The organism is Streptomyces sp. NPDC090045 (assembly GCF_044747975.1).
Classification (GTDB): domain Bacteria; phylum Actinomycetota; class Actinomycetes; order Streptomycetales; family Streptomycetaceae; genus Streptomyces.
In genome coordinates, this window is sequence record NZ_JBIVFA010000004.1 from 347,343 (window position 1) to 365,188 (window position 17,846).

Genomic DNA, 17,846 nt, shown 5'->3' on the forward strand with positions numbered 1-17,846 from the left:
TCGAGTTCATCGCCGCGTTGCCTACTGTCTGCCCACCGGCGATCTTCCCCAGGCCGGGTGGTTCACACGCCAACCCCACATGGCGTGTAGGCCCCACCGTCCGGGGGAGCGCCGGGACGCCGTTGCCCCTGCCTCGCCGTTGCGGCCGGGACAGCGTGGCGCGCGGCGGCGCCGGGGCGAGACCGACCAACTCGCTCCCGGCCCGCGGCCGCCGGAACCTCCCACACTGCACCGACCGGCCGCTCCGGCCTGCCCGGAAACGGCCCGCGAAGGGGAACACGTGCACGCTTCCAGACGTCGGCTCATATCCGTGGCGGCCATCTCCGTCACCCTGCTCGCCGGATCCGCCACCGCCACCGCCTCGGTCGCCGCGGCCGTCGAGACCCCCGGCGCCGCGCCGGCCGCCACGGTCGCCGCCGCCGCGCCGGTCCAGAACCTCATCGTCGGCTACAAGTCCTCGGCCACCGAGGCCAGCTCGAACACCGCGGCCGCCGACGACGCCGCCGCCAAGGGCAAGAAGGCCGGCAAGAAGGCGAAGTTCGACCGGCGCCTCGGCACCGGAGCGGCCCTCGTCAACCTGGGTGGTGCGACCGCCCCGGCCGACGCGGCCAACGTGATGGCCCAGTTCCGCGCCGACCCGGACGTCGCCTACGTCGAGCCGGACTCCCGCGCCTACGCCCAGGCCGTCACCCCGAACGACACCGAGTACGCCAAGCAGTGGGACCTCTTCGAGCCCACCGCCGGCATGAACGTTCCCGCCGCCTGGGACAAGACCACCGGCTCCGGCGTCACCGTCGCCGTGATCGACACCGGCTACGTCGCCCACTCGGACGTCGCCCCGAACATCGTCGCGGGCTACGACTTCATCTCCAGCTCCGCCGACGCCCGTGACGGCAACGGCCGTGACAACAACCCCGCCGACCAGGGCGACTGGAACGCCACCGACGGCGAGTGCGGCCTCGGCTCCAAGGCCAGCAACTCCTCCTGGCACGGCACCCACGTCGCGGGCACCATCGCCGCGGCCACGAACAACTCCAAGGGCGTCGCCGGCATCGCCTACGGCGCGAAGATCCAGCCCATTCGCGTGCTCGGCAAGTGCGGCGGCGCCACCTCGGACATCGTCGACGCCATCACCTGGGCCTCCGGCGGCTCCGTGGCCGGTGTCCCGGCCAACGCCACCCCGGCCAAGGTCATCAACATGAGCCTCGGCGGCTCGGGCGCCTGCGGCACCAGCTACCAGAACGCCATCAACGCCGCCGTCGCCCGTGGTACGACCGTCGTCGTCGCGGCCGGCAACAGCAACGCGGACGCGGCCAACTTCTCGCCCGCCAGCTGCAACAACGTGATCAACGTCGCCTCGAGCAACCGCGCGGGCGACCGCTCGTTCTACTCGAACTACGGCGCGATCATCGACGTCGCCGCCCCGGGCGGTGAGACCCGCCGCGCCACCGACACGCCCGGCACCATCACCACCCCCGAGAACGGCATCCTCTCCACGCTGAACGCGGGCACCACCACCCCCGGCGCCGAGAACTACAAGCCGTACCAGGGCACCAGCATGGCCGCCCCGCACGTCGCGGGTCTCGCCGCCCTGCTGAAGTCGGCGAACTCCTCGCTGACCCCGGCGCAGATCGAGTCGGCGATCAAGACGAACGCCCGCCCGCTGGCCGGCACCTGCACCGGCGGCTGCGGCACCGGTCTCGCCGACGCCGCCGCGACCGTCGCCGCCGTCACCTCGAACCCGCCCACCCCGGCCTTCGAGAACGGCACGGACGTCGCCATCGGTGACAACACCACCGTGGAGAGCCCGATCACCGTCACCGGGAAGACCGGCAACGCCCCGGCCGCCCTCAAGGTCGGCGTGAACATCGTGCACACCTACATCGGTGACCTCAAGGTCGACCTGATCGCTCCCGACGGCAGCGTCTACACGGTCCACAACCGGGCCGGCGGCAGCACGGACAACATCAACCAGGTCTTCACCGTCAACGCCTCCTCCGAGGTCGCGAACGGCACCTGGAAGCTGCGTGTGAACGACAACGCCGGCGGCGACACCGGCAAGATCGACTCCTGGAACCTCGCGTTCTGAGAGGCTCCCCCTCCATCAGGGTCCGGCACCAACTCGGCCTGACGGGCCGATAGTACGGACCAAGTGAATCCCCGGGCCTGCCGATACCCCGCGTATCGGCAGGTCCGCCGGGTTTTCCCGGCACGTGACTGAATTCTGCGTCACAATCCGGGTCCACCTGCCGTCCGACCTCGTATTCTCGCCTCTCACAGGAAGGGCACAGGAGCTGGGGACCGAAGGGCTGGTGGCTGTGCGTGGTGGCGGCGACGGGGAACGCTGACACGAGTGTCGGACACGGCGAACTCATCAAGGCGGTCGACCATGCGCTGACCACGCACGGCCGGGCCCTCCTCACCGGACCCGCGGGCGCGGGCAAGACCGAGGTCGTCCGCGCCGTGGCGGCCGCTGCCGAAGCGCGGCGTGAGAGCGTTCTCCGCCTCGCCCCCGAGGCCGCCGACCAGTGGATACCCGAGGCGTCCGCCGCCGCCCTCCTCGCCTCCGTCCCCGCCGCCGCCCTCGACCAGCTCTCCGGCCCCCAGCGCACCGCCATCGCCCTGCTGCGCCGCGAGGCCGACGCCCCCCGCGCGGGCCGCGACCACATCGCGCTGCGCCTCGCCGTCGTCGAAGTGCTCCGCACCCTCGCCGCCCGCCAGCCCGTCCTGCTCGTCCTCGACAACGCCCAGTGGCTCGACGCCGAGAGCACCGACCTCCTCCGCTTCGCGCTGCGCCTCACCCCGCCCCGCGTACGGGTCCTGGTCGCCGAATGCGTCCAGGGCGGAGCCCCCATCGGGGAACCCCTCTGCGGACCCGGCGTCCCCGCGATCAGGGTTCCCCCGCTCGGCGCCGACGAGGTCGCCGAACTCCTCGTCCGCCACTGCCTCCCCGCCCGCCTCGCCGGCCGCATCCACCAGGCCAGCGGCGGCAACCCGCGCCTCGCCCTCGCCCTCGGCCACTCCCTGGCCGAAGCCGCCGAGGCCCGCGACAGCAGCGCCCACCACGCCGACCCGCTGCCCGTCTCCGGACAGGCCCGCGAGGTCGCCCGCCGGCTCCTCGCCGGGGTCCCCGCCCAGGCCCGCCGCACCCTGCTGCTCGCCGCCCTCGCCTCCCGCCCCACCACCTCCCTGCTCCGCCGGGCCGGCCGCCCCGACGCCGAGGCCGAGCTGGCCGAGGCGGAACGGGCCGCACTGGTCAGGGTGGGGGAGGACGGCACCGTGGAGTTCACCGCCGGCGCCCTGCCCACCGCGCTCGCCGCCGACGCGGGCTGGCCCGAACGCGCCGCCGGGCACGCGGCCCTGGCCGCCGCCGTCGACGATCCCGTCCAGGCCGTACGCCACCGCGCGCTCGCCGTGGACACGCCCGACCAGTGGCTCGCCGCGGAGATCACCGAGGCCGCCGCGGCCTGCAGGCGCCGCGGCCAGCGGGTCCTCGCCGCCGAACTCGGCCTGCTCGCCGCCGAACGTACGCCGTCCTGGCTGGCCGGCGAGGAACTGGCCCGGCTCGTCGCGGCCGCCGAGGACGCCGGCTGGGCCGGCCGCGCCGACCTCGCGCGCCGCGCCACGCGGGCCGTCCTGGCCCGCGACGCCTCCTCCGCCGACCGGGTACGGGCCCGGCTGGCCGTGATCGACGCCGCCGGGCAGGCCCTGGGAGCCCTGGACGAGACCTTCGCGTACGCCATGGACGAGGCCGCCGGCGACCCCTCGCTGCAGGCCGCCGTCCAGCTGCGGATCGCCTGGAAGCACAACCTCAGCGACGGCGACCCGGTCCGCTCCCGCGACGCCGCGGCCGAGGCCGGCCGCCTCGCCGCACTCGGCGGCGACCAGACCGCCGAGGCCATGGCCCTGACCGTACGGGCCCGCATGGGCCGCATCCTCGGGGACACGGACGCCGAGGAGATCCTCGCCGAGGCGCTCGCCCTGCCCGCGCCCGAGGTGCCGCTCGGGATGCGCAACGCACCGCAGTACCTCGACGTCCGGCACGCCCTCTTCGACGACCGCCTCACTGATGCCCGCAGGCAGCTCATGGTCCTGCTCCCGGCGGTCCAGCGGACCGGATCCGCCGAGGACGTCTTCGAGGTCCTGCGCAGCCTCACCGAGGTGGAACTGCGCAGCGGCCGCTGCGAGGCCGCCTCCGCCCACGCCCGCCGGGCCCTGGAGCTGACGATCGAGGCGGGCCTGTCGCCCGGCCCCGCCTGGTACGTCGCCGCGATGGCCGAGGCCACCGGCGGCAGCTTCGCGCGCGCCGCCGGCTACGCCCGGCGCGGCATCCAGGCCTCGCAGGAGGAGCAGGACCAGGTCTTCCTCTCCCGCAGCCTGCACGCGCTCGGCCTGGTCGAACTGGCCACCGGAGAGGCGGCGAAAGCCGTCGCCACCCTGCGCCGCGTCGCCGCTCTGGAGGCCGCCCAGCAGGTGGTGGACCCCTCGGTCCTGCGCTGGCACGGGGAACTCGCCGAGGCCCTGATCGCCTCGGACGCACCCGGCGAGGCCGCCGAACTCCTCGACCGCGTCCATGCGGTCGCCCTGCGCCTCGGCCGCACCGGGGTCGTCGCCGCCCTCGACCGGGCCCGCGGCCTGTGCCTGTCCGCCCAGGGCGAGGCCGACGCGGCCGTCCGCCTGCTGGAGGCCACGGCCCAGCGGTTCGACGCCCTGCAGCTGCCGCTGGAGCGCGGCCGTACGCTGCTCGCCCTCGCCCGGGTGGAGCGCCGCCGGCGCCGGCGCGCCCCCGCCCGCGCGGCGCTGCGGGCGGCGGCCGAGGTGTTCGGCCTGGCCGGGGCGGCTCCCTGGACGGAGCTCGCCAGGGAACCGGCTCCCGGCGAGGGCGGCGGAGCGCAGGCGCCGGCGGCCGCGGTGCTGACCGAGGCCGAGACCCGGCTCGCCCTGCTCGTCAGCCAGGGCGCCAGCAACCAGGAGGCCGCGGCCAAGCTGTTCCTCAGCGTCAAGACGGTGGAGGCACGGCTGACCCGCATCTACCAGAAGCTCGACGTCCGCTCGCGCGCCCAGCTCGCGACTGCCCTGCGCACCCGCTGACCGCGCCGCGGATCAGCAGCCCAGGTTGTTCCCCGGGGTCACCCCCAGCAGCTGCGTGAAGCTCTGGTACTTCGAGATCCGGCTCTGGACCTGGGCGGGGTTGCCCCCGTTGCACTCCAGCGACCCGTTGATGGAGCGGATGGTCTCGCCGAAGCCCGCGCCGTTCACCATCGCGGCGTGTGCGGTCATCGTGCCCGGGCCGTTCTGGGTGTTCCAGTACCAGAGCGCCGTCTTCATCGCGACGGCCGGATCCTGCTCCACGAGGTACGGGTTGGCGAGGAGGTTGATGCCCAGCGCGTCCCCGGCCGCCTTGTAGTTGAAGTTCCAGCTCAGCTGGATGGGCCCGCGGCCGTAGTACGCCGCCTGTCCCGCCGGACAGCCGTACGGCTGGCTCGCGTCGCAGTAGTGGGGGTAGTTCGCGGTGTTCTGCTCGACTATGTGCACGAGTCCACCGGTCTCGTGGGAGACGTTCGCGAGGAAGGCGGCGGCCTCGCGCCGCTTCACGGTGTCGTCGCCGGTCTTGGCGAAGCCGGGGTAGGCGGACAGCGCCGAGACCAGGCCGTTGTAGGTGTAGAAGGGGTTCCGGTTCGGGAACATCTGGTTGAACTGGGCCTCGGAGACCACGAATCCGGACGGGTTGCCGGGGTCCGGGTCCTGGCCCCCGCCGCCGCAGACGCCCTGGTCCGACCAGACGCCCCACTGGCCGGTGGTGCCGGGCGTCTCGCCCTGGGTCCACCACTTCGCCTGCCAGTTGTGTCCGCCGTAGGAGGCGCTCATGCCGTTGGTGTAGACGGCGGAGGAGGTCCAGGCTCCGGCGCAGGGGGCAGCCGCGGAGGCGGGGGAGGAGGGGAGGGCGATGGCGAGGCCGACCGTGACGGCTGCGGCGGCGGCCAGGGAGAGGGCACGGCGGCGAAACGCACGTATCACGTAACTGCTCCTTCAGTGGGGGGAATTGCCGTGGGGGCAACAGTGCCCACTGAAGCGAGAGTGGTCTGTACCTGTCAAGGTCTAGACCAAATGAAACGCGCCGGTGTCGCGCGTTACGCGTGACACCGGCGCGGAACCGGGTCGATCAGCTGCCGGCGGAGAGGTTGCCGGAGAGGACCGGGATGTTGCTGAGGATGTGCGAGGCCGTCTCGTCACCCTTCGCCTGGGTGGAGTTCTCGGTGCACTGCTGGTTCTGCGGGTTCGACGCGACGTTGACGTCCTGGACGCCGATGTTGGCGAGGACCGCGAACAGGGACTGGGCGTTGACCTTGGCCGGCAGGCCGATGCAGAGCTTGTTGAGGGAGCCCTGGACCGCGCTGAGCTGCGGGCTCATCTTGCCGTGGGTCTCCTGGTTGCCGTAAATCTGTGCGGCGCCGTTCCCGTTGACGGTGGTGACGCCCTCGTCGTTGCCGATGGCCATGGCCGGGGAGGCGAGTGCGGCGCCGGCGCCGAGCACGGAGGCGGTGACGGCGGCGGTGGCCATGAACTTCTTGAACATGTGGAGGATCCTTCTGTCGCACTGTCGCATGAGATAGCTGCCCTCGGCGGGACGAGCTGATCAACTGCTGACGGCGCCAGTGGTTATCCTCCCTCACCCGGGTGGCCCAATGGCGGGTGGAGTCGCCCGGTCCCGCCGCCGCGGCGGCGAGACTGAGCTCCTCGGGTCCGAGGGGTCAGCCGGTCTTGCGGCGGACCTTCTTGTTCTTGCCGCCGGGGCCGCTGCTGGCACCCTGGACCTTCGCCCGGCTCTGGTGCGCCTGCTGGGACTGGGCGTTCGCCGCGTTGCGCTCCAGGGCCTCCCGGAACTTGCGCTTGGCCTCATCGGCCGGGGATTCGTCCTGCGGGGTGTCTGTTTCGTCAGCCATTAGTCCTCCTGGGGTGATCAAGCGGTTTCAGTCTGTCAGGTGGCGTGCCCGCTGACCAGCGAGTTCGCCGTGACCCCAAGGGCAGCTTGGAGGGGTCATAAGTTTTGATTATGAGGGCATAAAGTAATACTGGGTGCCGGGTTAGGCTTACCTTCGCTTAGGGTTCTCCTTGATCACCTTGCCGTCGCTCGAAGGGAACCCCTGCCATGCCTCGCCCTCTGCGGGTAGCAATCGTCGGTGCCGGCCCCGCCGGAATCTATGCTGCCGACGCGCTGCTGAAGTCCGAGGCCGCCGTCGAGCCCGGTGTGTCCATCGACCTCTTCGAGCGGATGCCGGCACCCTTCGGTCTGATCCGGTACGGCGTCGCCCCCGACCACCCGCGCATCAAGGGCATCATCACCGCCCTGCACCAGGTCCTCGACAAGCCGCAGGTCCGTCTCTTCGGCAACGTCGACTACCCGAACGACATCAGCCTCGACGAGCTGCAGTCCTTCTACGACGCCGTGATCTTCTCCACCGGCGCCACGGCCGACCGCGCGCTGACCATCCCGGGCGTCGAGCTCGACGGCTCCTACGGCGCCGCCGACTTCGTCTCCTGGTACGACGGCCACCCGGACGTCCCGCGCACCTGGCCGCTGGAGGCCGAGAAGGTCGCCGTGCTCGGCGTCGGCAACGTCGCCCTCGACGTCGCGCGCATCCTCGCCAAGACGGCCGACGAGCTGCTGCCGACCGAGATCCCGGCGAACGTCTACGACGGGCTCAAGGCCAACAAGGCGCTCGAGGTGCACGTCTTCGGGCGTCGCGGTCCGGCCCAGGCCAAGTTCAGCCCCATGGAGCTCCGTGAGCTGGACCACTCGCCCAACATCGAGGTCATCGTCAACCCCGAGGACATCGACTACGACGAGGGCTCCATAGCCACCCGGCGCGCCAACAAGCAGGCCGACATGGTCGCCAAGACGCTGGAGAACTGGGCGATCCGCGACATCGGCGAGCGCCCGCACAAGCTGTTCCTGCACTTCTTCGAGTCGCCCGCCGAGATCCTCGGCGAGGACGGCAAGGTCGTCGGGCTGCGCACCGAGCGCACCGAGCTCGACGGCACGGGCAACGTCAAGGGCACGGGCAACTTCACCGACTGGGACGTCCAGTCCGTCTACCGGGCCGTCGGCTACCTCTCCGACGAGCTGCCCAAGCTCCCCTGGGACGTCGAGTCCGGCACGGTCCCGGACGAGGGCGGCCGTGTGATCGAAGCCGGCGCCCACCTGCAGTCCACGTACGTCACCGGCTGGATCCGGCGCGGGCCGGTCGGCCTGATCGGCCACACCAAGGGCGACGCGAACGAGACCGTCGCGAACCTGCTCGCCGACCACGCGGAAGGCCGCCTGAGCGCGCCGGCCGCGCCCGCGCCGGAGGCCGTCGAGGCCTTCCTCGTCGAGCGCAGCGTCCGTTACACGACGTGGGAGGGCTGGCACCGGCTGGACGCGGCCGAGAAGGCCCTCGGCGAGCCCCAGGGCCGCGAGCGCGTGAAGATCGTCGAGCGCGAGGACATGCTCGACGCGAGCGGGGCGTAGCGAGAAGGGGGCCGGGACCCGGACGGGGTCCCGGCCCCCGTACGACCTGTGGCGCGCTCGGCGGCGGAGCTGTCCGGGCAACGGGACGGGCTCCCTCAGGCGCCCCGGTCCCGCTCCAGCACGCCCCGGACGAAGGCCGCCTGCCCGGCGTGCTGGAGGTCGTCCGTCAGTACGCTGACCAGGCGTACCCCGAGGGTGACCGGCGGGTCCCAGCGCTCGTCGACCACCCGGTCCAGGTCGGCCGCGGCGAGCCCCCGGACGAACCGCGCGGTCCGCTCGTGCACCGCGTCGAAGTACCCCAGCAGCAGCTCGCCCGAGTCGACCCGGACGGTGTAGACGTCCCGCGGCGTGTGCCCGTACCCGGTCGCCCCGGCGGGCAGCGGCAGCGCGAACCGGTCCGACCACCCCTCGGAGTCCCACACCTGCCCGGTGTCGGCCGCGTCCGCGAGGTGGTCGTCCTGGATGCGGGTCAGGTGCCAGACCAGCCAGGTGATCGAGTTGGCCGCCGGGTCCACACGGGCGTTGAGCAGCTCCGCCGGGACCCCGTCCACGACCTCGTGCACGATCTCCCGGATGCGTCCGAACCCGTCGGCGATGACGTCCGTAGCCTTCATGCACCCACCATGCAAGGCCCGGCGGTCCCCCCGCCGCGAACGACACGCGGCAAGGGGGACCGCCGGGCCGGCGGCGGGTCGGTCAGCGGGCGGCTCCGGCGGCCTCGGGCTGCTCGGCGGCCCCGGCCTCCTCGGCCGCCCCGGTCTGCGCGGACGCCGCCACGGTGCGGTGCCCGCCCCGCAGGCCGATCCAGCTGATCACCGCGACCAGGGCGAAGGCCACGGCCCCGATCCCGAAGGTGAGGGTGAACCCGGACTCGGCGGGCAGCGGGGGCACGCCGGCCGGCAGGTGCTCGATGGTCTTCGAGGCCAGGATCGTGGTCACCACGGCGCTGCCGATCGCGCTGCCCGTGGAGCGGGAGATCGAGTTGATGCCGTTGGCGATGCCGCTCTGGTGGTGCGGGACGCTGGACATGATCACGGCGGGCATGGCCGCGTAGCCGAAGCTGACGGCCGCGCCGACGACCAGCCCGGCGCCGATCACCGAGATGCTGTGCTGGTGGTCCAGGACCAGCCAGGCGAAGCCGACGGCGCCGAGCGCGGCGGCCAGGGCCAGTGCCGTGCGCGGACCGCGGTGGCGCACGATCTGGCCGCCCACGGGAGAGGCGAGCAGCGAGACGATGGCGCCGGGCAGCAGGAACTGCACGGAAGCGCGCAGGATCGACGCGTCGAAGCCGTAGCCGGTGAGCGCCTCGGGCATCTGGACGAGGTACGAGACGCCCAGGAAGTTCGCGAACATGCCGAAGCCGACGAGGACGCCGGCCAGGTTGGCCATGAGGACCGGGCGGTGGACGAACATCTTCATGTCGACGAGCGGCTCGCGGACCTTGCGCTCGACGAGCACCCAGACGGCGGTCATGACGGCGGCGCCGGCGAAGCTGCCCAGCGTACGGGCGGAGCCCCAGCCCCACTCGTGGCCCTGGGAGATCGGCAGCAGGAGCAGCAGCAGCGCGAGGCCGAGGGTCAGCGCGCCGAGGAAGTCGGTGCGCCCGCCCGTCTTGTGGCGGGTCGCGGGCACCAGGAAGACGACCGCGAGCAGGGCGAGGACCGCGAAGCCGGTCGCCATCCAGAAGGCGTTGCGGTAGTCCGCGTCGGACCCGGAGGTGAGCAGTCCGGTCGCGACGAGCGCGAGGCCGCTGCCGAACGCGAGCGTGCCGCTGACCAGCGCCATCGCCCCCGGCAGCTTCTGCGGGCGGACCTCTTCGCGCAGGACCGACAGGGCCAGCGGGAAGATCGCGGTGGCGGCTCCCTGGAGCACCCGGCCCAGGATCAGCAGGGGCAGCGAGGATGCCAGCGCCGCGATGACGGAGCCGATGACCATGACGCCGAGCACGGCCACCAGGGTGGGCTTCTTGCCGTGCTGGTCGCCGAACCGGCCCAGCAGCGGGGTGAAGACGGCCGCCGACAGCAGGGTGGCGGTGGTCACCCAGCTCACGTTCGCGGTCGAGGTGCCGAGGTCGTCGCGGATGAGGCCCAGGATCGGGACCGGCAGGGTCTGCATCATCGACACGACCATGGCGGCGAGGCTCAGGGCGAAGACGATGACCGTCTCGTTCCGGGGCCCGGAGGCCGGGGTGGCGGGGGAGGGGGTGCTCATGGCTGGGGGGACCTTCTTCGTGTTTCGGAGCTGAAAGCTTCGGAACGCAGATGTTTGACTTCCTCAAGTAACTCGACTGACGGTAGACCTCGATAGTTAAGGTGGTCAAGTAAACAATTGATAATGTCAAACATCCTGAGTACGCTCCAGGTATGAGCGACACCGCCACGCACGCCCCCACCAAGCTCCAGCTGCTGGAACTGCTCGCGGCCATCGGCACCGCCCAATGGCGCGAGTTCGCGGCCGCCGCCGCCCACTACGGCCTCACCTCGACCCAGGCCCGGGTCCTCGCCCAGCTCGACGGACCCGTCCCCATGCGCGGCCTCGCCACCCTGCTGGTGTGCGACGCCTCGAACGTGACCGGCATCGTCGACCGCCTGGAGGCCCGCGAGCTGGTGCGCCGGGAGCCGGACCCCGCCGACCGCCGCGTCAAGAACGTCGTGGCCACGGACGCGGGCCGCGAGGTCATCCGCCGGGTCCGCGAGGAGATGCAAGACATGCACGGCGCGCTCGACACCCTCGACGAGGCCGAGAGCGCGACGCTCTACGCCCTGCTGGGCCGCCTGCGGCCCTCGGCGGAGCGCTAACCTCGACCTCCATGAACACCCTGCAGACGATCAATGACGTACCGGTCCTGATGTGCGCGGCCGAGGGCGAGGTCATCGCGGGCGAACGCGAGGCCCTCGACTGCATAGGCGACGCCTCCTACCAGGGCGCGCAGTGGGTCGTCATCCCCGCCGAACGCTTCGACGAGGGCTTCTTCCGGCTGAGCACCCGGGTCGCCGGGGAGATCATCCAGAAGTTCGCCCAGTACCGGGTCGGGATCGTCGTCCTCGGCGACATCTCCCACCACACGGCGTCCAGCTCGGCGCTGCGCGACTTCGTCCGCGAGTGCAACCGCGGGCGCCAGGCGTGGTTCCTCGCCGACGCCGGGGAACTGGCCGCGCGGCTGACCCGACCGACCGCGTGAGTAGCGGCGAGGGGCTCCGCCTCCTGAGGGCGGCCGACCGCGGCGCGACCCCGTGGAAGAACGGCGGGGGAGTCACCCGCGAGATCGCCACACGCCCCGAGGGTGCCGGAACCGGGGACTTCGACTGGCGGGTGAGCCTCGCCGAGGTCGCCGCCGACGGGCCGTTCTCCTCCTTCCCCGGAGTCGACCGCACCCTCACCCTGGCCGAGGGTGCGGGCATGGACCTCGCGGTGGCCGGTGTCCGCCACCTCGTGGACGAGCGGTTCGCGCCGCGGGACTTCGCCGGGGACGAGCCGACGGACTGCCGGCTCCTCGACGGCCCGGTGGTCAACTTCAACGTGATGTACCGGCGCAGCGCGACCCGGGCGGAGACCGCCGTCGTACGGGGCGCACTCGCGCTCACCGTGCCGCCCGGGGAGACCCTGCTGGTCGTGGCCCTGGACGGGCCGGCGGTGCTCCACCGGTCCGGCGACCCCGGCCCCGGCCCCGGCCGTGCCGAGGAGCTGGCCCCCTACGACGCCGCCCTGCTGACGGGCGGACCCGACCGGATCCTGCGTACGGCCGGCCGCGCGGCTGTGGTCCGCTTCGGTCCCGCTCCGGCCGCGGACACCGTCAGGGCGTAGTCCCCGCGCCCGAGGCCGCCGCCCGCGCCCGCCCCGGAGTCCCCGGGTGCGGGCGCGCCGCCGTCGGGCGCCCCAGCAGCACCCCGGTCAGCGCCAGCGCCAGGCCGCAGAGCTGCAGCGGGCCGAGGGACTCCCCGGAGACGGCCGTGCCCAGCAGGACACCGGTCACGGGGTTGAGCAGGCCGAGCAGTCCGACGGTCCCGGCGGGCAGGTGCCGCAGCCCCGCGAACCAGGCGGCGAAGGCCACCGCGGTCGCCACCACGGTCACGTAGCCGAAGCCGGCCAGCGCGGGGCCGTCGAGCCGCGGCGGCGCCCCCTCCAGGGCGACCGCGAGTGGCAGCAGGAGCAGCCCGCCGCCGAGCAGCTGCCAGGCCGTCGACGCCAGCACGTCCACCCCGGCGCCCCACCGCTTGGCCAGTACGTAGCCGAGCGAGGCCATCCCCATGGCGGCGGCCGAGGCGAGCACGCCGAGGAGGTCGAGGGGCGCGCCCGGGGTCAGCAGCATCAGGCAGACGCCGCCGACCCCGACGCCCGCACCGGCCAGGTGCCGCAGGCCCGGCCGCTCCGCCAGCAGGGCCCAGGCGAACAGCATCATCACCAGCGGCGCCGTCGCCATGACGGTCGACGCCACGCTGGTCGGCAGCCGCTGCGCGGCCAGGTACACCAGCGCGAAGAAGCCGCCCATGTTGAGGACGCCGAGCAGCGGCGCCCGCCACCACCAGCTGCCGCTCGGCAGCCGCCGGCCCGCCGCGAGCAGCAGCAGCCCGGCTGGCAGGGCCCTGATGACGCCTCCGTAGAGCGGGTGGCCGGCGGGCAGGAACTCGCGGGTGACGAAGTAGGTCGTGCCCCACGCCACCGGGGCCATCGCCGTGACCAGTGACCACCGCAGATTGTCTTCCATGGAAGATATAATACCTTCCATGGAAGCTAACGCTATGCTGATCCCGTGAAACCCCAGCCCAAGGACCACGTGGCCCGCATCCAGGACGAGTGGGCCCGCGAACGCCCCGACGTCGACGTCAGTCCCCAGGGCGTGATCGGGCGGCTGCACCGGCTCGGCCTGCTCCTGACCGACCGCCTCGCCCTCGTCTACCGCAAGTACGGACTCGGCGAGGGGGAGTTCGACGTCCTGGCCACCCTGCGCCGCGCGGGCGAGCCGTTCGAGCGGGCGCCCGGCGAGCTCGCCGCGCACACCATGGTGACGACGGGCGCCATGACCAAGCGGATCGACCGGCTCGAACGCGACGGACTGGTCACCCGCCGCCGCTCGGCCGCCGACGGCCGCGGCCGGGTGGTCGCGCTCACGCCGGCGGGACGGGACCTGATCGACCGGGCCTTCGCCGAGCACATGCGCAACGAGCGGAGCCTGCTGGACGGCCTGACGCCGCCGCAGGCCGCGCAGCTGGAGCAGCTCCTCGCCACCTGGCTGGCGAAGGTCGAACCGCCGCCGCCCGGACCCTGAACGCCCGGCCCTACCGCGGGCGGACGCCCAGCTTCACCCACTTCGCCGTGCTGGGCACGCCCTTCGCGTCGAGCAGGAAGAGCATGTAGTACCCGGGCGGGGCGTCGGCCGCGCTCGGCGGCGTCCGGAGCCCGATCGCCGAGCCGTGCACGCCGGTGATCCGGAGGTCCAGGTGGCGCTGGCTGGTGTTCACCGAATGGGTGACGGTGGTCGGTGCGAGCAGCACGGCGCGCTTGACGTCCTTCGCCGTCGAGCTCGTGACCTGGAAGGCCGTGTCGTGGCCGAGCTCGCCCGCGGGTGCCCGGTCGAGCGCCGGGCGCGCGCCCCGGTGCAGGTAGGCGGGTTCGTACAGCTCGATGCTGCCGTCCATCCCGTCCTTGATGTCGGGGTCGTTGGCGATCTGCTGGAGCTCGTCGCCGGTGACCATCACCTGCCCGTCCGGCAGGACCAGGGCGTTGGAGTGGTAGCCGCGGGGCAGCCGCTGGGCCGGACCCAGCTTCCAGTGGCCGCGCGCGTCGCGCAGCTCGATCTGCCGGTACTTCAGGTCCGCCTTCGGGTTGAAGGGCCCGTTCCCGTAGTCCCGGGTGTCCAGGGCGCCGTTCACCGTGAGCAGCGTGCCGTCCGGCAGGATCAGCGTGCCGTCCTGGGTGCGGCCGAAGGCCCTCGGCTCCTCGATGCTCCAGCGGCCGCCGGACAGCCGGTACGTGAGCGGGTCGCGCGGGTCGCCGCCGAGCACCAGGACGGAGTCCGGGCCGCGGAAGCCGGCCGGCAGCGGCACGGCGGAGCCGTAGCCCCGGAAGTCGGCGGGCCGCCGGGGCAGGTCGGTGCGCACGTCCTTGACCGGATCGAAGAGCCACTGCTGATCGGCGTCGCGGCCGAGTCCGTAGATCTTCCCGTCCCGCAGCGAGAACAGGTGCGGATAGTCGTTGCGGAAGGGGGCCTCGGAGCGGAGCCGCTCCGCGGGGACGCCCGCCGGGATGTCGAACGGGCGCCAGGGCACCCGGCGTCCGAGCGCGGGGAAGCGCTCCACCACCGGGGTGGGCGTGCCCGTACCGCGCTCGGACTGGCCGGACATGATGATCTGCCGGCCGTCCGCCCCGGTCACGACGGAGGGGTACCAGCGGCCGACGGCCATGTCGCGGTTGCGGAACCAGGTCTCGGTCCACGGGTCGAAGACGAAGGACAATTTGGCGCCGCTGCCGCCCTTGCCGCCGACGTTGCCGCCGAAGACCCCGACCATCCCGTTGGGGAGGTAGGAGTGCCCCGCGCAGAAGAAGGGCGCCGGGCGCGGGGCGTAGGTTCCGTCGGGCATCAGCACCACCGGCGGCGGCACGTTCTTGAAGGCCCGGGCCCCGGTGCCCTTGGCGGGGTCCCAGAGGTAGGCCCGGCCCGCGTTCGTCCGTCCCACCGTGTTGGTGGGCCCGGTCTCCTTGGTGGGATCGGCCTCCACGCGCTCGAACGAGAAGAGCAGCACCTTGCCCGTGGGCAGCTGGGCCACGTGGACGCCGAAGTCGGGCGAGGGGAAGAACTGCGTGAAGCGGCCGAACCGCGCCGCGTCGAAACCCGCGTTGGCCTTGCGCTGGGACTCCTGCAGCGAGGTCAGGCTCGCCGTGCGCTTCGCCTGCGGATAACCCTGGGTGCCCTTGGCCTCCTGGCGCAGTCGTGCGTGCGCGCGGGCGTGGTCCTCGCCGAGCACGGCCGCCTCGTCGCCGCCGGTGTGGTGCGGTGAGGCGAGGGCGGGCGAGGATCCCGGCGCGGCGACGGTCAGGGCGGTGGCGAGCGCCAGCACCGCCAGGGCGGCGGACCGTCGTACGCGGGACATGGGACTCCTCACCGCAGGCCTGAAGGATCTCGCCGATATTAGGACAAGCGCGACTCGATGACCGGTGCGACTCGGCGCACCGCGCCGCCTGCGGCCGTTCGGCGGACCGGTATCGGCTGGTTGATCGTTTCTGCGGTGAATCGTTTCGGCCATCGAGGTGAGACCGCGTACCCGTCGGACGGCCGGCGCCGCCGCCGACGGCTATCCATGACGGTGTGATCAAGTCGCTCCGTACCGGATTCACCGCAGCCGCCGTGACCGCAACCCTCGTCACGCTCACCCCCACGGCCGGGGCCTCCCCCTCGGCGCCCACCGACAAGGTGACCGTGGACGTCGCCTCCATCAACGGATCGGGCTGCCGCCCAGGCAGCGCCGCCGTCGCGGTGGCGCCGGACAACTCGGCCTTCACCGTCACCTACAGCGAGTACCTGGCACAGGCCGGCGGCGGCGCCCCCGCCACCGAAGGCCGCAAGAACTGTCTCCTCTCCCTCCAGGTGCACGTCCCCCAGGGCTACACCTATGCCGTGGCCCAGGTCGACTACCGGGGCTTCGGCAGCCTGCAGCCGGGAGCGATCGGCACCCAGAAGGCCAGCTACTACTTCCAGGGCATGAGCCAGACCGCCCAGCGCACCCACAAGATCAACGGCTACTACGAGGACAACTGGCAGAAGACCGACACCACGGGCATCGAAGCGCTGGTCTTCGCCCCCTGCGGTGAGCAGCGCAACTTCAACATCAACACCGAACTGCGCGCCGAGGTGGGCACCTCCGACCCGTCGCAGACCAGCTTCATGGCCCTCGACTCGACGGACGGCAGCATCAACAGCATCTACCACTTCTCGTGGAAGCAGTGCCCCGTGCGCCGCTGATCCGGGACGTTCCTCCCCTTCGGACCGGCTGCCGGGGCCCGCCGTCACGCGGGCCCCGGCAGCCGTTTCCGTACGCCGCTTCCCGTAGGCCGATGTTCGAAGGCCGCTTCCCTAAAGCCGCTTTCCGTGGGCCGCGTCAGGCCGACACGCGCCGGACCAGGGTCGTCGCGGTGATCACCGGACCGGGCGCGGTCCGCTCGTCCGGACCCGCGTTCAGCGTGCGCATCAGCAGCCCCGCCATCATGCGCCCCATGCCCTCGACGTCCTGGCGTACGGTCGTCAGCGGAGGGTCGGCGCTCTCCGCCACCGGCTCGGCGTCGTCGAAGCCCACCAGCGCCACGTCCCCCGGAACCGTCCGGCCGCGCTCCCGCAGCACCTGCAGCGCGCCGGTCGCCATCAGGTCGCTCCCGGCGAAGACGGCGTCGATCCCCGGGTCCCGGTCCAGCAGTTCGGCCATCGCCCGGGCCCCTCCCACCACGGTGAAGTCCCCCTCGGCGAACAGCTCGGGGGCGTCGTCCGGGAGCACGTCCCGGTAGCCGCTGAGGCGGTCCGCCGCCGAGGTCTGGTCGAGTGGGCCGGCGATGTGCGCGATCCGCCGCCGGCCGAGCGCCAGCAGGTGGCGCACCGCGTCCTGCGCGCCGCCGCGGTTGTCCGCGTCGACGTACGCCACCCCCTCCTGCTCCCCGGACCCTGCGGTCCAGCCGGGGCGGCCGCCGTAGACCGTGGGCATGCCGATGCGGCGGGTGATGGCGGGCAGCGGATCGTCGGTGTGCAGGGAGAACGCGAGCGCCCCGTCGACGTGGCCGCCGGCCAGGTAGCGCTCGATCCGGTCGTAGTCGCCCCGGTCCTCCACCAGCATCAGCACGAGTTGGGCGTCGTGCGCCGTCAACTCCTTGCTGATGCCGCGGATCTGACGGGAGAAGAACGGGTCCGAGAATATCCGGACCTCCGGCTCGGCGATGATCACGGCGACGGCTCCGGTGCGCCGGGTGACCAGGGTGCGGGCCGCATGGTTGGGGACGTAGCCCAGGTCCTGGATCGCTTCGCGCACCTTCTCCGCCAAGTGCGGGCGGACGCCCTCGCCGCCGTTGACCACACGGGAGGCGGTGGCCCGGGACACCCCGGCGAGCGCCGCGACGGCCTCCAGGGTGGGGCGGTTCCCGGGACGCGGTTCCGACACGGGTGTTCCTCCATGCTGTAGTCGGGTCCCACGGGCGGTGGCCTCGCCGGACACAGCAGGGTAACCGGTGCGGCGGGGTGGCCGAGGGTGCGCGCGACCGTGCCGGCCGTCACCGCGGTGACGGCCGGTGGAGGCCGGCCGTCACCGGGCCGCTTCGGAGGCGGGTGGCGGCGACGCTGGCCGCCGCGTCCTCGCAC

Annotated in this window: 16 protein-coding genes; 8 read left to right on the forward strand and 8 right to left on the reverse strand. The window is 72.7% G+C overall.

The window, feature by feature from the left end:
- Positions 1-280: 280 nt before the first annotated feature.
- Both ACIPYQ_RS13820 and ACIPYQ_RS13825 read left to right on the forward strand, forming a co-directional pair.
- On the forward strand, positions 281-2,089 hold the full coding sequence (locus ACIPYQ_RS13820) for a S8 family peptidase (RefSeq protein ID WP_401250115.1): 1,809 nt from the start codon (positions 281-283) through the stop codon (positions 2,087-2,089).
- 233 nt (positions 2,090-2,322) lie between these two features.
- Positions 2,323-5,091: an AAA family ATPase gene (locus tag ACIPYQ_RS13825; protein WP_401250117.1), complete on the forward strand. Its 2,769-nt coding sequence runs from the start codon at positions 2,323-2,325 to the stop codon at positions 5,089-5,091.
- Between the two features lie 12 nt (positions 5,092-5,103).
- On the opposite strand, the gene ACIPYQ_RS13830 is transcribed toward ACIPYQ_RS13825, so the two are convergent.
- From ACIPYQ_RS13830 to ACIPYQ_RS13840, 3 genes are all read right to left on the reverse strand, one after another.
- Positions 5,104-6,018, reverse strand: a complete 915-nt coding sequence (locus ACIPYQ_RS13830) for a glycoside hydrolase family 19 protein (protein ID WP_401250119.1) — start codon at positions 6,016-6,018, stop codon at positions 5,104-5,106.
- Positions 6,019-6,163: 145 nt separating this feature from the next.
- Positions 6,164-6,577 (reverse strand): rodlin, encoded by a 414-nt coding sequence (locus ACIPYQ_RS13835; RefSeq protein WP_401250122.1) that lies wholly within the window; start codon positions 6,575-6,577, stop codon positions 6,164-6,166.
- Positions 6,578-6,752: 175 nt separating this feature from the next.
- Entirely contained in the window at positions 6,753-6,944 is a 192-nt protein-coding gene (locus tag ACIPYQ_RS13840; RefSeq protein ID WP_327412189.1) for a DUF5302 domain-containing protein, read from the reverse strand.
- Between the two features lie 206 nt (positions 6,945-7,150).
- On the opposite strand from ACIPYQ_RS13840, the gene ACIPYQ_RS13845 reads away from it, so the two are divergent.
- A complete protein-coding gene (locus ACIPYQ_RS13845) occupies positions 7,151-8,512 on the forward strand; it encodes an FAD-dependent oxidoreductase (RefSeq protein ID WP_401250125.1) in 1,362 nt (453 codons plus the stop codon).
- 95 nt (positions 8,513-8,607) lie between these two features.
- On the opposite strand, the gene ACIPYQ_RS13850 is transcribed toward ACIPYQ_RS13845, so the two are convergent.
- Positions 8,608-9,126: a DinB family protein gene (locus ACIPYQ_RS13850; protein WP_401250128.1), complete on the reverse strand. Its 519-nt coding sequence runs from the start codon at positions 9,124-9,126 to the stop codon at positions 8,608-8,610.
- Positions 9,127-9,208: 82 nt separating this feature from the next.
- Complete coding sequence (locus tag ACIPYQ_RS13855) at positions 9,209-10,723, reverse strand: MFS transporter (protein WP_401250131.1); 1,515 nt, start codon at positions 10,721-10,723, stop codon at positions 9,209-9,211.
- A 152-nt stretch (positions 10,724-10,875) separates the two neighbouring features.
- Here ACIPYQ_RS13855 and ACIPYQ_RS13860 point away from each other — a divergent pair, with 152 nt between their 5' ends.
- Genes ACIPYQ_RS13860 through ACIPYQ_RS13870 form a run of 3 tightly spaced genes read left to right on the forward strand, consistent with a single transcriptional unit; the run spans position 10,876 to position 12,316 of the window.
- Positions 10,876-11,310: a MarR family transcriptional regulator gene (locus ACIPYQ_RS13860; RefSeq protein ID WP_361764983.1), complete on the forward strand. Its 435-nt coding sequence runs from the start codon at positions 10,876-10,878 to the stop codon at positions 11,308-11,310.
- Positions 11,311-11,321: 11 nt separating this feature from the next.
- Positions 11,322-11,693 carry a DUF4180 domain-containing protein gene (locus ACIPYQ_RS13865; protein WP_401250135.1) on the forward strand — a complete coding sequence of 124 codons (372 nt, stop codon included), beginning with the start codon at positions 11,322-11,324 and terminating at the stop codon, positions 11,691-11,693.
- Positions 11,690-12,316, forward strand: a complete 627-nt coding sequence (locus ACIPYQ_RS13870; RefSeq protein ID WP_401250138.1) for a HutD family protein — start codon at positions 11,690-11,692, stop codon at positions 12,314-12,316. Before ACIPYQ_RS13865 ends, ACIPYQ_RS13870 begins: the two co-directional genes overlap by 4 nt.
- On the opposite strand, the gene ACIPYQ_RS13875 is transcribed toward ACIPYQ_RS13870, so the two are convergent.
- Positions 12,306-13,217: an EamA family transporter gene (locus tag ACIPYQ_RS13875; protein WP_401250141.1), complete on the reverse strand. Its 912-nt coding sequence runs from the start codon at positions 13,215-13,217 to the stop codon at positions 12,306-12,308. The two genes, ACIPYQ_RS13870 and ACIPYQ_RS13875, sit on opposite strands and share 11 nt — an antisense overlap.
- A gap of 69 nt (positions 13,218-13,286) precedes the next feature.
- Here ACIPYQ_RS13875 and ACIPYQ_RS13880 point away from each other — a divergent pair, with 69 nt between their 5' ends.
- Positions 13,287-13,778 carry a MarR family winged helix-turn-helix transcriptional regulator gene (locus tag ACIPYQ_RS13880; protein ID WP_401250845.1) on the forward strand — a complete coding sequence of 164 codons (492 nt, stop codon included), beginning with the start codon at positions 13,287-13,289 and terminating at the stop codon, positions 13,776-13,778.
- Between the two features lie 10 nt (positions 13,779-13,788).
- On the opposite strand, the gene ACIPYQ_RS13885 is transcribed toward ACIPYQ_RS13880, so the two are convergent.
- Positions 13,789-15,600, reverse strand: a complete 1,812-nt coding sequence (locus ACIPYQ_RS13885) for a galactose oxidase-like domain-containing protein (RefSeq protein ID WP_401250144.1) — start codon at positions 15,598-15,600, stop codon at positions 13,789-13,791.
- Between the two features lie 215 nt (positions 15,601-15,815).
- Here ACIPYQ_RS13885 and ACIPYQ_RS13890 point away from each other — a divergent pair, with 215 nt between their 5' ends.
- The gene (locus tag ACIPYQ_RS13890; protein ID WP_401250147.1) at positions 15,816-16,469 is read left to right on the forward strand and encodes a DUF4360 domain-containing protein; all 654 of its coding nucleotides are present in this window, start codon (positions 15,816-15,818) and stop codon (positions 16,467-16,469) included.
- A 136-nt stretch (positions 16,470-16,605) separates the two neighbouring features.
- On the opposite strand, the gene ACIPYQ_RS13895 is transcribed toward ACIPYQ_RS13890, so the two are convergent.
- Positions 16,606-17,649: a LacI family DNA-binding transcriptional regulator gene (locus tag ACIPYQ_RS13895; RefSeq protein WP_401250150.1), complete on the reverse strand. Its 1,044-nt coding sequence runs from the start codon at positions 17,647-17,649 to the stop codon at positions 16,606-16,608.
- Positions 17,650-17,846: the final 197 nt, after the last annotated feature.

Bases quoted from the DNA above. Each gene is read 5' to 3' on its own strand.
- ACIPYQ_RS13850 (WP_401250128.1), bottom strand. From the start codon at position 9,126: ATGAAGGCTACGGACGTCATCGCCGACGGGTTCGGACGCATCCGGGAG.
- ACIPYQ_RS13875 (WP_401250141.1), bottom strand. From the start codon at position 13,217: ATGGAAGACAATCTGCGGTGGTCACTGGTCACGGCGATGGCCCCGGTG.
- ACIPYQ_RS13865 (WP_401250135.1), top strand. From the start codon at position 11,322: ATGAACACCCTGCAGACGATCAATGACGTACCGGTCCTGATGTGCGCG.
- ACIPYQ_RS13855 (WP_401250131.1), bottom strand. From the start codon at position 10,723: ATGAGCACCCCCTCCCCCGCCACCCCGGCCTCCGGGCCCCGGAACGAG.
- ACIPYQ_RS13885 (WP_401250144.1), bottom strand. From the start codon at position 15,600: ATGTCCCGCGTACGACGGTCCGCCGCCCTGGCGGTGCTGGCGCTCGCC.
- ACIPYQ_RS13860 (WP_361764983.1), top strand. From the start codon at position 10,876: ATGAGCGACACCGCCACGCACGCCCCCACCAAGCTCCAGCTGCTGGAA.
- ACIPYQ_RS13835 (WP_401250122.1), bottom strand. From the start codon at position 6,577: ATGTTCAAGAAGTTCATGGCCACCGCCGCCGTCACCGCCTCCGTGCTC.
- ACIPYQ_RS13845 (WP_401250125.1), top strand. From the start codon at position 7,151: ATGCCTCGCCCTCTGCGGGTAGCAATCGTCGGTGCCGGCCCCGCCGGA.
- ACIPYQ_RS13840 (WP_327412189.1), bottom strand. From the start codon at position 6,944: ATGGCTGACGAAACAGACACCCCGCAGGACGAATCCCCGGCCGATGAG.